The following is a 15,473-nucleotide window of genomic DNA, read 5'->3' on the forward strand; positions in this document are numbered from 1 at the left end:
AGCTGTCCCTACATATGGATTTATTGCTATCCCAGGTACTGTATTTGTTGTTCCGTCTATATAATAGTTTACTGTGTAGCCAAACTTTTGAGTATCATCCTTCTTAAATACTGCTGTATAGGTTGCAGTTTGTGTTACCGAATTTGGGAACTTAGGTACCCATTTATCAAACGCATACCCTGGATCTGCTTCATATCCAGGTACTGTCACTGCATCTTCCCAGGCAGTTCCATCCAGTATATCAGTGAATTCTAATGGTCCTTCTAATATTCCGTTGCCTCCGGAATTAAAGGTAACTTTATGCCACTTACTTGTATCCTTCATAAAGTTTGCTGTGTAGGCTGCACTTGCCGTTACATTTCCTTCGTGCCTTTTTGCGTTAATGTTTCCATCGCTCCATTTTTCGAATAGATAGCCTTCATCTGGAGTTGCAGTTACTTCCGTAGTGCTTTCTCCATGGCTTACTGTTTGAACAGCTGTACCGCTTATGCTTCCATTCTCACCTGCAGTATAGGTTACTGTGTATTTGTTTATTACCCATTGACAATAAAGCACATTTGGAACTGGATCTCCATTTCCAACAATTATACTGGCTCCTGGACTAAAGCTTGTTCCGCTTCCATCAGATTCAGTGTTCCATCCCAAAAATTCATGGCCTTCACGAATGAAAGTATTTCCCAAAACTTCATGTGTCGCATTATTTTTTAGGGGAACAACTATCGGACCACCTACACCGCCATTTGCATCATAGGTTAACTCTGTTTCTGGTACTATGTCTCCCCATTGAGCGGTCAAGATCATATTTTCGGTAATAGTAAGCTTATCATTTGGATAATAAATCTTTCCACTTGCCGATTCTTTCCACCCAATGAATACTTTACCTGTTGGTGGTGTAATGCTTATTGCCGATAAAACAACTGCAGCTGTACCCATACAGTAAGAATTTGGATCAGCAATACTTCCATTTCCACCATTTACAGCATAGGTTATTTTGTAGATTTTTACATTCCACACAGGGAACAGCTCTAAATCATCGTAAACTGGCATACTAAAGTCAAATGGAACAAATGTATCATTTACAAACCAATACCAACCTAGGAAATCAGCTTCACTCAATCCTTCCGGTGTGTCTTTTATTAATTCACTTTCAACAATAGTCGCACCATGGTCAACTGTGAAAGTATTAGTTGAACCACCTGTTCCTTGTGTCACATGAGCTATTGCGTTGTGAACCGGAGGAACCCATTTTGCGTAAAGTATCAGATTCCCAGCCGGCATAGTGGCGCCTGCAAATACAAAAGCATCGCCCGCCGTGGCCTCGTTATTATACCATCCTTTAAAAATATAACCGTCACTGCTGCGGGTTGTAACATCAACCGTGTACTCACCTAATGCTTTGTCGGAAACATCTGCTTCATATGGAATGTTCGTAACCGTGGCATTACCTGTTGAATCATTCTTCTGAAAAGTAATATTATATTTATTTCTTGTGTATTTAATTTTAAACTCATATTTACCCGTAGCACTATTGTATGTGGAATACTGCGAGCCGTCATTCGGCGTTGATTTTACAGTAAACCCGGGAATAGCAATATAGTCTTCTATTGTTAGGTACATTGATGATTGAGTAAAGTAATAAGGGGCACGTACCTGAGGATATCCTGAGACATCTTCCAAATAGAAGATGGCATACTGAGTATTCCCCGCTGTTGCTCCATAGACTGTAAGATTGGCATTTGGCATAACAGGTGCCGATGTATAGAATGTGCTACCATTTTTAGTAGTGTACCATATATATGCAGGATACGCATTAACTGCCTGATTCCACCAATATGAAGTATTCGCACCTTGTTTAATGCTATTAAATGTTAGCAGTACGTTATTATTACTCTTTCTCTTAAATTGGAGTGTATATCTATCACGATCATAGTACACATTCTTAATAGCAGATCCATCACCCAATATAGTGACGTTCACTGCATTCGTCTTTGTTGAATTAAGATGAAACCCTGTATAGCTTCTGGAGTCATAACCCGCGTTTGCACCGGTTTGCCCTGTTTTAGCAGCAGTTTCTTTGTAAGTGTACCCGTCATCATTGGCATTTTCCTGCCAATATACTACCGTATATGGAGTATTAGTATTAGCCTGCCATACAGCATAGAGCTTAATGTCCGATGTGACTGGTAAGTTAAGATTATAAGCTGATCCATTAGATGTCAGCGACCAGTGCTTAAATGTATATCCGGATTTTGTTGTAGCTTCAATTGTTCCTATAGAAGATCCACCTATGATATATTTAGGTAATAAAGCACTTCCGCCTTGAGTATCAAATGTAACCTTCCAACGATCTGCTAACACAGCATATAATGTAGTATCTTGTGTAATTATTGTGCTGAAATCAAACTCTGTCCCATCAATAGTTGTTGACCAATGTGAAAATGCTTTGCCTGGTTTATTTACAACCAAAGGAACGCTTGAAGGATCGACATTTGTATTAGGTTCAATTTCTTTTGTAGCTATTACATTACCATCATAGACAAAGTATACATAACATACATCTTCAAATACTGCATTTACTTTTATAATGCTATTTGTTGTAACATTCCTAGATTCAGCAAAATTTATAGGAGCCGTTTCACCTTCAACAACCCAACCGATAAATTTTTTACCTGCTGATGCTTCCGGAGTCTTGGGTTCTACTAAAAATTCTCCATTCAGAATAATCTGTGTGTCTACTAGATCACTGCCATTATAAAATTCATAGGTTGCCGCTGCAGTAGTACCAACCAAATAAATTGAAAAATGGTCTGTGCTAAATCTAACTACTCCATTATGAACTCTTGCTGGCATGTTGTTAACCCTAATCCCATCAGTTGAGGCTTTTGGAACAGACATCGTTCTAAATTCCTGAGTTTTATTCCTGCTAATCATGGTAGGTTCTAAATGATAAACCAAAATCTCATCTAAATCATTAGTGAACTCAACGCCGGAAAAACTAACTGATACTTCTCCATTTGGCTGAATTTGGATACCATTCCCGCTTAACAAAGTAATATCAAATGCTAGAAACTGTCCTAAATTAATTCCTTCATTTTCCCTAATTGCTTCTACATAATCCAAAGATTCATTATCAGATATGAGTCTTGCTGAAAGAATTGTATCATTAGGTATAACCCCGGCATCAGCAGATACTGTAATAGTAATTCCATCAATTTCAGAAGTTAAAGTTATAGGTTTCTCGATAACTGCCTCAATCTTCTCATAATAAACTACAACTTTATTCAATTCTTCATCTTCGTTTATTACAAGACTAATGGGTTGATCAGCTAAAACCTGGTATCCTTCTACTTCCGGATGAGTAATCTCTATAGTAGAGCCTACATCGCCGGAACCTGTTACCACATCCAAGCCTGGAATTGGTTCATCTGTTTCTTTAAGCAAATATTTAATTTCGTAGACCTTCTGTATTACAGGTTGTTGAATAGGATTCGCAGGGCCTCCCGGATGCCCTCCATAAACTGCATCAATAACGGTGGTCTGCTTTCCCTCTCCGCTGCTATCACCTTGTGTTTGATTTAAATTACTCAGAATAGTTTCATCAGCAAATGCTGCAATGCCCACGTTGAAAATCATTACTAATACCATCAGAAATGCGATGGATTTTTTTAACTTTCCTTTCATTTTTTCACCTCCTTCTTTAATAAGCTGAATTCGCAATTCTTGATATTTCTATAAAAAATCAGGCTGCAATATTAAATAACATTGCAGCCTGACAATCATAGCTTAGTAAGCTTTAGATTCATAGCTTTGCGTCCCTAACTTTCGCTAGGTTTGCCTTTTCATTTCTATCGAAATTAAGCATAAAAACTAAATTTCCCTTATATGGCTACTTCTTCTCTTCTCATCATTTGAACAAAGATTTTTGCCAGATATGGGTCAAATTGAGTTCCTGCTTTGCTCTCTATTTCTCTTAAAGCCTCAGCATTATTTATTGCGCTTTTGTATGGTCTGTCATTTACCATAGCATCATATGAATCTGCAATGGCAAATATTCTAACTGTATGAGGTATTTCATCCTGTTTCAAAAGTCCAGGATAACCTTTTCCATCCCATCTCTCATGGTGTATAAGTATCAATTCATCTATTGCCAATGTCTCTCTCGATGCTCCTATGATGTGGTAGCCTATCTCGCTATGACGCCTCACTCTTTCCCATTCATCACTGTTCAAAGCACCTTCTTTCTGCAATATTTGTGATGGAATACCGATTTTACCAATGTCGTGGAACTCGCATAGGAGTTTTAATTCTTCCTTTTCTATATCAGACAGGCCCAGCTTATCAGCCAACATGAGGCACAGGCCTTTGAGCCTTTCATAATGTGCCTTTGTTTCAAAGGATATTTCCTCTAGCCTATCCTTAAGATACTTGATCATTGACAGCTTCGCTTCTTTGCTCTCCGTAAGCTTATTGAAATACATCCTATCCTCGGCTTTTCTATAAATCTCAAATATGTCTTCTTCTCCATTTTTTTTAGTTGCTGCTCCAAAGCTAATGCTTATTTTGATAAAGTCAAGAGGATTTGCTATGCAGTCTTCTTTTATTCTATTTACTATAGACAAGGCAGTTTTTTCTGTAGTTTTGGGAAGCAAAACTACAAATTCATCTCCCCCCACCCTGCTGACTATATCTTCTTTTCTGAAAGCCCTCTTCATTATCTCAGCTACCCTTTTTAAAGCTTTATCGCCCATGTCATGACCAAAAGCATCATTTATAAGCTTAAGTCCGTTTAGATCACCAATTATTACACTTATGGGCAATTGTCTAAAGCTGTCCAGTCTTGAAAGCTCCTCATCAAAAAAGTCTCTGTTGTAAAGGCCTGTCAATTTATCCTTATAGCCAAAATACTCCCGCTTCTCCTCTAAATCATATATTTCTCCCCGATTTCTTATGTGGTCGGCAGACGATTCCTTTGATTTTTTGATTCTTGAAATATCATTATAAAAAAGTATTAGATAGTCTCTATCATCACTAAAAATATTGATTGAATACCATCTGTCTAATTCGTATATATGCTTTTCAAACTTTCTTCTAGTCTTTGGTATCATGTTGTAGTAAATATCCTTTATCCCAAATACATCGTTTTCATATTCCAATACTATTTCAGATATTTTTCTGCCCAGTATTCGTTCAGCCTTTATATTTGTAGCGTTTTGAAAATTATCACTTAGGCTTACCAATATATAGTCAACAAAATGTCCATCATCATTGATAAGGGCTTTAAAGCTAAGAAAAAAATCATATTTGGAAGGATACTCCATCATGTTCTCACCCCTGACTCCAATATTTTGGTCAAGCTATTGATTACACTATATCATTCGCCTGTTTCAAAATTTGTTTAGTTGGATTACATTCGTATTCTTTCCCAATTATATTTTGATTTCTTTTCGGTCACATCTGAATTACACAAAAAAAGGAATAAAAAAAGCCCTATTTCTAGGACTTTCTATACTACATTCTTCTCTGAGGTCAGTGGCAGAAACTCAATGCTTATTTTAAAGCTATCAGGTTTAACTATGCCGGAAAAATTCTTCTTTATTCTTGTTTCAATTTCCCCTAAGCTATTTTCTTTTGCATCATGAAGCAATATGATAATCTGAGTATCATTCCAGAAGGAAAAGACATCACCCTTCCTTAAGGATTTCTCCAACACTCCTGTCATTATCCTAACCCTCTTTTTTAATTCTTCTATATCACATCTGTTTTTATCATCACATCTCAAAGTAATAAGGCTTATGAAATCTGATTTTCCATCTCTTAATTCTTTTCTTTTTTGAATATTAAATAAAAACTTAAAATAATCCGTATCGCATAACATAGCTCCATTAAGGGAGCTGTCCTCTAGTCTTGTTTTAATATTTCCAATGTCCGTTTCGCCTTTTTCATCATAGTAGTCTTGTATTTTTCTATAAATATTTTTTAAACCTGGAGAAGATTTAATACCCATTTCTTTACTAAGTAACGAAGTTATATATTCATAATGACTCATGGCATTATTTATTTGACCCACCTTCAGCATAGCCTCTATCAAATATATGTGTATAGCTTCCTCATAGGGCTCTATAATAATTGCTTCTTCACATAGTTCAACTATACCGATATATTCTTCTTTTTCCTTAAGAATTTCTATAAGCTTAAAAAGAGCTTTCAAATATAATCTGCTGTAATGATTTCTTATGGGAACAAGCCATACCTCATAGGAGTTCTCTGATAAATATGCCCCCTTATACAGCTTCAGTGCTTTTTTGTACAGCTTCACTGCGTCATCTATATTCTCGGATTTTTTGCTGTCTCCTTGCCTGATATACTTTTCAAATTCTGCAACATCAAGTATTGCCAGTTCTCCTATTTCAAAACAGTAATATCCATTACTAAAGCTTATATTAAAATACTTTGATTCATCTATGTCTTTCGGGAGTATTTTTTTAAAAATTTGTCTCAGCCTGAATATTTGCGTGCGCAATACATTTTTAGGGTCGTTAGATTCATTACCCTGCCATAAGTTTTCAATTATTGTTTCAGGCAGCAGCTTTCTACCCCTAAAAGTTATAAAATATTCAAAGAGCTTATATAACTTATAGGATCTGCTTGATTCTTTTAGCAAGGACTGTCCTCCAAAGCTGATGTCAAAGTCTCCAAGTGTATGTACATATAATTCCATAAACTTCCCTCCAATAAACACCAACTATGCCCACAATTTAACAAATAGTACAAGTAGTATAATTATATACCATTATAAACAAAAAGTGAATATTTAATAATTTACTGCATAAGTTATATTTTTCTCCATAAATGGTATAATATTTACAAATAACTTCAATGTTTTCCTATTGTTTTAGAAATAGCAAAGCATTAAATAACACTTATGCTCTTGTAATAATCATTATTATTTGGTAAAATATAATCGAAAGCACAAAAGGAGGCAAAAATATGATAAGCAAAAGACTTTTTGAAGAACTGAACAAGCAGGTAACCTATGAATACTTCTCTTCCCACCTTTACCTTGCCATGGAAGCCTACTGCGCTTCATTGAATTTGAATGGCTTTGCAAATTTCTTCAAGGTACAGGTTGAGGAAGAAAGAGCCCATGCGAAAATGTTTTTTGACTATATAAATAAAATGAATGGTGAAGTAATCATTGAAGGCTTAGATAAACCTGAAGCAAATTTTAAAAACTTGCATGATGTGTTTAAATCGGGCTTGGAGCACGAACAATTTGTAACCGGCAGAATTTATCACTTAATGGATATAGCAACGGAAGAAAAAGAACATGCTACTATAAGCTTCTTAAAGTGGTTTGTAGATGAGCAGACTGAGGAAGAAGAAACCTTCTTCAACATAATGAAGAAGCTTGAAATGATAGGTGAAAATGTAAGCGCATTATATGCGCTGGATCAAGAATTGGCGCAAAGGGTATTCGTACCGCCTGTTCCAGCTCAAGCGTGATAAAAAATCTGGCTGCCATCCCCCCCGGCGGCCAGATTTTTTTCGTCAATCATCCTTGCATTTCTTATAAATTGAAAAGTATCCCGCCACAGAAATGATCAATGCGCTTACCGCATCAACAATGATGTCCTTCATCGTATCGGATAGGGCCTCATGGCCGATAAGAAGAGTTCCGTCCTCTAATGCGAACTTCTGCATATTAAGCCCGAATATCCCATCAATCAAATATTCGTATATCTCCCATATAGCCCCGGCCGTCAAGGCAAAGCAAAAGGCAAACAAAGCTATGAAAAAAGGGCTCAGATGAAATCTCGTGCTTTCATAATCGTTGAGGATGCTGACCAGAGCAAATCCAAGAGCTCCGAGCATTGCGCCACTAAAAGCATGCAGTATTGTATCCCAAAAAGGGATGATATAGTAGAAATTTCTGACCTCACCGAGATATATTGCACAATATAAGAAGATAAAATATAAAACTTCCATATTGTTTGGGATATCAATAAGCCATCTGCGTTCAATAATCGACGGTATTGCCATAACAATAAGCCCTAATATGCATTGCAAAAGCATCAGAACGTAATCACTTTTAACCTTTTCATATGCCTCCGTGCCAATCGGTCCGGATGGTGCAACAATGATTTTGACAATAGTATATGCTATTGAAGATACCAAAGTAATGAAGAGTATGATACCTATAATCCTTTTCCAATTTCTTTTATTTTCTTGACCTTCTTTTCTCATTTATGTCCTCCTTCCAGACAGTTATGCATTTCGGCTCAGGATGGCAAAGATATATGTTATGCTACTAATAGATTATACAGCATAATTATAAAATAATGAACCATGCATACATAGAAACAAATTCCGCCTTTATGCGTCTAATCAAGAGATTGCTGAAAATTAGAATAATATAAAAATAATTCAAGATATGCTAACCATTTCCTTACAAAGTGCTATTAATGTATAATGATGTTAAATGAGATAATCAATGAAGAGAGGCGAATATATGGAATTGCACAATAAACCTATAATAACCATAAGGGGTCTAGAAAAAAGCTTTGGCGATAAAAAGGTGCTAAAGGGAATAAATCTGGATATTTACAGCGGGCAAATAATAGGCTATATTGGGCCCAATGGCGCCGGCAAAAGCACCACTGTTAAGATAATGCTGGGACTTATGGGAAAATATACGGGGGAGATCAATATTTTCGGCAGAAATATATCTGACGGAAATGCAGAATACAAGAAAAAAATAGGCTATGTGCCTGAAACAGCAGATATCTATGACAATTTAACCGGCAGAGAATACTTGACCTTTATAGGGGAGCTCTATGGGCTTGACCATGATGAAGCCGATGAGAAGGCGATGAGGCTGATGGAGCTGTTTGGACTAAAAGAGGTATATGACTCAAGGATATCTTCCTACTCAAAGGGCATGCGGCAGAAGGCAGTCATAGTATCAAGCCTGCTGAACAACCCGGATATTTTATTTTTAGATGAGCCGCTAAGCGGCATGGATGCCAATAGCGTTATGGTATTCAAGGAAGTATTGACCGAATTGGCTTCCAAAGGCAAGACAATATTTTATTCCTCTCATATAATGGAAGTAGTTGAGAAAATAAGCAGCAGGATAATACTGATCAATGGCGGGCAAATCGTTGCCGACGGAACCTTTGACGAATTGAAAGAGAAATCTATGGAGGGTTCGCTGGAAGAGATATTCAATGATCTCACCGGATTCAATGAGCATAAAGACATTGCGGCACAAATCGTATCTGTAGTTCAAGGAGTATAGAAAATGAAAGATTTTAGAATATTAATCCTTCTGGATAAATTTAAAGCTATATTTGAAAAGCTTGGTGTAGATTATTCGATCATGAGAAGAATACTCCAGGTCAAGCTTGCTATGGATGAAAGAAGAGTCCCCACAGTGATGAAGGATAATTCCTCTAAAAAGAAAAGCGACCAAAGCAATAGCATTGCCAAATCTTTGTTGTTCTATGGAGTATTGGGAATACTGTTAGTTCCCTTTGTGTTTTCAAAAGGGAATTATCTCTTTCAAATGAGTTTCCTGTTTGGGATATTGATGTTCATGATGATGACCATTTTGATTTCGGATTTTTCTTCCGTACTATTAGATTTAAAAGATAAGGATATAATCTTATCAAGGCCGGTAAACGGCAAAACTTTAAGCATGGCCAAAACTCTTCATATAACTATATACATGTTTTATATAACATTTTCTTTCACAGGGCCATCATTGCTCATATCCTTATATAGGCAGGGTTTTCTGTTTTTTATTATATTCCTATCAGAAATAATTCTGATGGATTTATTTATAGTGGCTTTGACAGCTCTATTGTATATATTGATACTCAAGTTTTTCGACGGCGAAAAGCTGAAGGATATCATCAATTATGTTCAAATAATTTTAAGCATAGCCCTATCCATCGGGTACCAGCTTATAGGCAGGTTGTTTGATTTAAGGGATATGATGAATATCAGCTTCGTTCCGAGGTGGTGGCAGTCTTTAATTCCATCCATGTGGTTCGGAGGCCCCTTTGAACTGATACTTAACAACAATTATAGTTCTCATATAACGCTATTTTCAGCTTTAGCTTTGATAATACCCGTATTATCAATAATATTGTATATAAAGCTTACGCCTTCTTTTGAGAGAAACTTGCAAAAGCTGAATGATAGCAGCGGCAATGTTAAGGTCAGGAGCAAAGGATTTAATTATTATTTGTCGGGAATATTCTGCAGAACCAGAGAAGAAAGAATCTTTTTCAGGTTTGCTGCCGATATGATGAGAAGTGAAAGAAATTTTAAGCTCAAAGTATATCCTTCATTGGGTCTTTCTCTGATCCTTCCATTAGTTTTTTTATTAACAAAATTTAAAAATGCAGGATGGGAAAGTTTAGCTCAGGGGAAAATGTATTTTAACATATATTTTGTTGCTCTGATAGTTCCCACCATACTCATGACTATAGGGTATTCCGATAAATATAAAGGGGCCTGGATTTATAGGATGCTGCCTTTTGATGATGCAGGATATATATATAAAGGCACCTTAAAAGCAGTTATTATTAACCTTCTTGTTCCCTTATATATCTTTGAAAGCATAATATTTATGATCATTTTTAAAGGCAGGATAGCTATAGATTTGATCCTAGTATTTTTAAACATAATATTATTCATTGCAATCTGCTTTAAGATTTTGAAAATGCAATTGCCTTTTTCTGAAGCTTTTGAGGTGACCGCCCAAAGCCAGGGATTTATTATTATACCATTATTCCTTGCCATATCGGTTTTGGCTGTTATCCATTATGTTGCTGCAGGTATTTCTTATGGTAGGCACATATATATGCCCATATTGATTATTGTAACCCTATATATATGGAAGAAGTTTTTTGGCAGGAAGGCTATTTTATTGCCGTATGGGGATGATGCTTAGGATAGGCCTGCAGAATGTCCCCAATGCTTCTTAAATAAAAAATAGCTATAGTGCCTTATCAAGACGCTATAGCTATTTTATTAGCTTTTGATTTTGGTTCCTTCTTCTATGCTTTCATCCGGCGAGAGGATTACCTCCTGCCCCTCATTCAATCCTTTCAATACCTCAATCTCATCATCGCTTTCCAGGCCCTTGTCGATCTGTACCATCTTGGCCGCACCATCGTTATTTATGAAAACATAGCTTTTGCCCTCATGGTCAAACACTGCTTTCTCATTTACAATAAGTGTATTTTGCGAGCTTGCGATAACTATCTTTATATCCATATCATAGCCGGGCTTTAAATTATTTACTGCTTCATCAAAGCTTATCTCCGCTTTTATCCTTTTTTGGGCTATGCCCAGATCCGACATTTTGCTGAAAGCCTGGGGATATATCTTTCTTACAGTACCCTTTATATCAGGTATGCCCAAATCTTCATTGCTGATCAGCACTTCGGAGCCTTCCCTCACATTGGCTATATCATCTACCAAAATATCGCTTGTCAAAAACATATCATCATAATTCCCTATCTGGAATATCAGCTTGCCCTGGGGAACGGCACTTCCCTGGGGGGCTTCCGCCAGCATCACTATGCCGTCTATGGGAGACTTTACTATATAATCCTTCTGCTTGCTTTTAAGATGGTTTATCTGGATCTGTATTTCATCGATCTGAGCCTTAAATTGCTTTTCTATATTGGGCGAAAACCCTTCCTGAGCTGCTGCCAGGCTGCTTTTGACGACTTCCAGGCTGGCTTCTGCAGAAGCCAAAGCGGCAACTGAGCTATCATATATGTCTCTGCTTATGCCTCCGGCTTCATAAAGCTTTTTATTGTTTTCCGCCACCCGCTTCGCCTCTTCATAGGCGATCTGAGCCGCCTTCTCCTGAGCCTCCAGCTTTTGCAAATCCCATTGGCTTATGCCTTCTCTTGCCTCTTCCAGCTTTGCCTCGGCAGCTTGCTTTTGCAGCTCCAGCGCTTTTATATTTAGGAGCAGCTCTTCATCTTGTATTTTGAGCAGTACATCTCCCGTCTTTACTCTATCTCCCACGTCCACTGCTTCAAGGGTCACAACCCCGCTTTGCAGGCCATAGATATCAGCCTTGTTTTCCAATTCCACTGATGCTTTCTCTTCAATATATTCCTGTATATTTCCTCTTTGGACCTTAGCCAGATTCACTGAAACCGCTTTACCCCCGAATAAAGCAAAGTAGGCTGCTGCCGATATGATCATTATTATAAGTCCCATCCATATAAGCTTCTTCTTGCCTCTCATATATTTCCCTCCTTACGATATGCGGCTTTTCAGCGCATCAATGAAATTGAGATTTATGATCTTCTTTAAGGTAGCCAATTGGGCAATCACTGCAAATGCAACAGTAGCTAATGCAGCTTTTATAAAAATATCAGGGGTCAGGATCAACGGCAATGTATATGTCTCCGTGTTGAAAGTCTGAACCATAGATTGGATCATTCCTATACCCAGAGGTATTCCCAGCAAAATAGCGATGACGACCATTACTGAGTTTTCCTTGGCCAGCATCCAGAATATTTCTTTCTTATCAAAGCCCATTACGCGCAGAGCTGCAAGCTCCATGCGCCTTTCTGCAATGCTTATTATTGTAGAATTATAAATGAGCACAAAGCCCAAAATCCCTCCAAAAAACATGAATACGTTTATGCTGACTACCATGGTATCAAGATATTCTTCGAAGGTTTTCCTCATGTCACCGATTGAGCTGACCGAAGATATATTGCGTGCATCCTCCAGTTCGGTCTTCAAATCCTCCTTTGACATAGCTGATATACCGGTGATCATATTCTTTTCTGTCAAAGTCTCCCTCATATTTTCTATATCCATATAGGCATTTGCTCCCAGATACTGCCTGATGATTCCCTTGACCTCCAGGCTTACATCATCCTTCCCTGGGATAAAGTTATTGACCGTTATATGATCTCCTTTTTTAACATTTAAAGCCTTTGCCAAAAATTCTGTAAGGAATATGCCTTTTTGGGGCAAAGTTATTATATTATTGTTTACATCCGTAAATTCGTAAAACTCTGTATCCCGCGGGATTCCTATAATGCTTACGGTCTTCTTCCGCCAGGCATTCTTCAGTTCAAAAGGATACTCCAGCCTTGGCTCCAGCTTGGCATCCTTCAATAAGCGGGCCATATCCTTTATTACATTTTCGTTCATAGGCCGTGACAGCTCTACCACATAATCCATCTTTTGAAATTCGCCGAATTGAATGGAAAACATAGAAGTCACACTATTTCCCATATATAGAGGCACCGTATTTATGGCATATGCCAGCGCTAGTCCCAAAACCAAAAACATAAATCGCCGCTTTACCCTCATAATGTTTCTTATGACCATTTTCCAGCTGAATGAGAGCCTTCGCCATAGGAAGCTTATTTTCTCAAGCAATATATGCTTTCCTGCCTTTGGAGGCTCCGGGCGCATTGAGTCTGCGGGCATGACCCCCAGTACATGTCTGGCTCCAACAAAGCCGGAAGCGATGCAAAATATGCTTGTGAGAATTATGGAATATATTATGTATATATAATGAATATCGACCTTTAACAGAGGAATCTCAAAATAAAAAACATATATATTCGTCAGAAGCTTTGCCAATAGAAGCCCCGATATGATCCCCAAAATTGAGCCGGTAAGCCCTATGATCAATGCAAATTTGAGATAATGAAAAAGCACCTCCATATTGCTGTAGCCCAAAGCTTTGAGCACTCCTATAGCCATTCTGTCATTGCTCACTATCCTGGACAATATTATAGAAATTATAATGCCTGCAACTGCAAGGAAAAGCACGGGGATCGCCGCTGCCATTGTATTTATGCCTCTGAGCTCTTCTGTCACCATTTTATTGCTCAATTGATCTTCTCTCTTTATTATCCTCTGTATACCGTATTTGTCGAGCTTTTTTCCCAATTCATCTGCTATATCGTCAATCTTGTCTTCATCTTTTACCCTTATGAGCAGTTCATTATAGCTGCCTTTGTACCCATATATGGACTGGGCAAATTCTTCACTGACATAAGCTACGCCGAACTTATCCGGTGCAGGCATCATTGACTGCTCATTTTCCATAAGATAAACGAATTCTGCGCTTGATGCAATATCATTTACCTTCATAGTATAAGTCCTGCCGTTTATATAGGGCTCTATGATGTCACCCGGTTTGATATTCCTCGCCTGGGCAAATTGCTTGATCAAAATCAGGCTGTTTTCAGTCAATTCATTGGAGAGGCGCTTCTCTGAGTAAAGCCTGTTGACGCTTCCGCCTCCGGAAGGAATGGAAATAATCCTTATTCTTACCCTTTCATCCTTATCCCGGGTCTTAATAGGAACGTCAAAGGCGACTCTGCCTTGGACCTCTGTGATCCCTTCTATAGCTTTTATATCCTGCACCGCAGCCTGGGGTATCTTCATGAGCTGTACATGAATATGGCTTAACTTTGTTTCTTCATAATAATAATCAACGGCATTGCTCATATTTATGGCAGTGGTGCTGAAGGAAATAAAAATGCTCAAGCCAACGATTACAATAACAACCACCGAAATAAACTGACCCTTTGAATTCTTTATCATGCGCAGCAGTCTTACATCCAGCTTTTTCATCACCATTCAATCCTTTCGGGAGGTATGGGCTCAGGATTTTCCCTGATCTCTGTTATTTTGCCGCTTCTCATTTTGATCACCCGGTCTGCCATATCGCCGACGGCCATATTATGGGTTATCACTATGACCGTTTTATGAAGCTTTCGATTGACTCGCTGCAGCAGTGAAAGGATGAGGAGGCCCGTCTGGAAATCCAAAGCTCCGGTAGGCTCATCACAAAGGATAAGCAGGGGATTCTTGGCAACAGCCCTGGCAATGGCAATTCTTTGCTGCTCTCCGCCGCTCATCTGGGAGGGGAAATGATCCTTTCTGTCTGAAAGGCCCACTTCTTCTATTACTTCATCTATGTTCATGGCATCCTTGCAGATTTCAGCAGCCAGCTCCACATTTTCTCTGGCTGTAAGGTTTGCCATGAGATTATAGAATTGAAAGACAAAGCCCACCTTATTCCTGCGGTAAGCCGTAAGCTTGGCATCGTTGTACTTCGTTATTTCTTCATCCGCGACTATGACCTTCCCCTGGCTGGGAGAGTCCATGCCTCCGATTATGTTGAGGAGGGTGCTTTTCCCAGATCCGCTGGGCCCCAATATGACTACAAACTCCCCTTCATAGACCTCAAAGCTTACATCATCTAAAGCCTTGACCTCCACTTCACCCATCTGATAGCTCTTGCTCAGGTTTTCCACCTGTATCTGCAAGTCTTTTTCCATCATCCGCTCCCTCCTTCCAATAGTCAATGATCCATAGGAAAGTATAGATTCCCTTGGTTTTTAACATGCTTATTCAAAAAAATTTATTACATTATTTGTTAATAATATTTTACTTCAAAAGCA

10 protein-coding genes and 1 riboswitch are annotated in these 15,473 nt (G+C 38.1%); of the genes, 3 read left to right on the forward strand and 7 right to left on the reverse strand.

Going from position 1 to position 15,473, the window contains the following annotated elements; all coding sequences use genetic code 11:
• The 3 genes from LJD61_RS07355 to LJD61_RS07365 form a co-directional block, all read right to left on the reverse strand.
• Nucleotides 1-3,681 (reverse strand): InlB B-repeat-containing protein (locus LJD61_RS07355; protein WP_255226887.1); only part of this gene is annotated, 3,681 nt, incomplete at its 3' end.
• 79 nt (nt 3,682-3,760) lie between these two features.
• Nucleotides 3,761-3,846: riboswitch (cyclic di-GMP riboswitch) on the reverse strand.
• Between the two features lie 32 nt (nt 3,847-3,878).
• The gene (locus LJD61_RS07360; RefSeq protein ID WP_255226888.1) at nt 3,879-5,321 is read right to left on the reverse strand and encodes an HD-GYP domain-containing protein; all 1,443 of its coding nucleotides are present in this window, start codon (nt 5,319-5,321) and stop codon (nt 3,879-3,881) included.
• Nucleotides 5,322-5,503: 182 nt separating this feature from the next.
• Nucleotides 5,504-6,718 (reverse strand): BTAD domain-containing putative transcriptional regulator, encoded by a 1,215-nt coding sequence (locus LJD61_RS07365; RefSeq protein ID WP_255226889.1) that lies wholly within the window; start codon nt 6,716-6,718, stop codon nt 5,504-5,506.
• 269 nt (nt 6,719-6,987) lie between these two features.
• Between LJD61_RS07365 and LJD61_RS07370 the strand changes: the two genes are divergently transcribed.
• Nucleotides 6,988-7,503 (forward strand): ferritin, encoded by a 516-nt coding sequence (locus tag LJD61_RS07370; RefSeq protein ID WP_255226890.1) that lies wholly within the window; start codon nt 6,988-6,990, stop codon nt 7,501-7,503.
• Between the two features lie 45 nt (nt 7,504-7,548).
• On the opposite strand, the gene LJD61_RS07375 is transcribed toward LJD61_RS07370, so the two are convergent.
• A complete protein-coding gene (locus LJD61_RS07375; protein WP_255226891.1) occupies nt 7,549-8,244 on the reverse strand; it encodes a hypothetical protein in 696 nt (231 codons plus the stop codon).
• A 265-nt stretch (nt 8,245-8,509) separates the two neighbouring features.
• Here LJD61_RS07375 and LJD61_RS07380 point away from each other — a divergent pair, with 265 nt between their 5' ends.
• A complete protein-coding gene (locus LJD61_RS07380) occupies nt 8,510-9,298 on the forward strand; it encodes an ABC transporter ATP-binding protein (RefSeq protein WP_255226892.1) in 789 nt (262 codons plus the stop codon).
• A 3-nt stretch (nt 9,299-9,301) separates the two neighbouring features.
• A complete protein-coding gene (locus LJD61_RS07385; RefSeq protein WP_255226893.1) occupies nt 9,302-10,960 on the forward strand; it encodes a hypothetical protein in 1,659 nt (552 codons plus the stop codon).
• 80 nt (nt 10,961-11,040) lie between these two features.
• Here LJD61_RS07385 and LJD61_RS07390 read toward each other — a convergent pair whose 3' ends face one another.
• The 3 genes from LJD61_RS07390 to LJD61_RS07400 are packed head-to-tail and all read right to left on the reverse strand — an operon-like array spanning nt 11,041 to nt 15,350.
• Nucleotides 11,041-12,276: an efflux RND transporter periplasmic adaptor subunit gene (locus LJD61_RS07390; protein WP_255226894.1), complete on the reverse strand. Its 1,236-nt coding sequence runs from the start codon at nt 12,274-12,276 to the stop codon at nt 11,041-11,043.
• 12 nt (nt 12,277-12,288) lie between these two features.
• Nucleotides 12,289-14,640, reverse strand: coding sequence for an ABC transporter permease (locus LJD61_RS07395; protein ID WP_255226895.1), 2,352 nt, complete (start codon nt 14,638-14,640; stop codon nt 12,289-12,291).
• Entirely contained in the window at nt 14,640-15,350 is a 711-nt protein-coding gene (locus LJD61_RS07400) for an ABC transporter ATP-binding protein (protein ID WP_255227053.1), read from the reverse strand. The genes LJD61_RS07395 and LJD61_RS07400 overlap by 1 nt, the downstream gene beginning before the upstream one ends.
• Nucleotides 15,351-15,473: the final 123 nt, after the last annotated feature.

It is taken from the genome of Lutispora saccharofermentans (assembly GCF_024363565.1).
In the GTDB taxonomy this organism is placed as follows: Bacteria; Bacillota; Clostridia; order Lutisporales; family Lutisporaceae; genus Lutispora; species Lutispora saccharofermentans.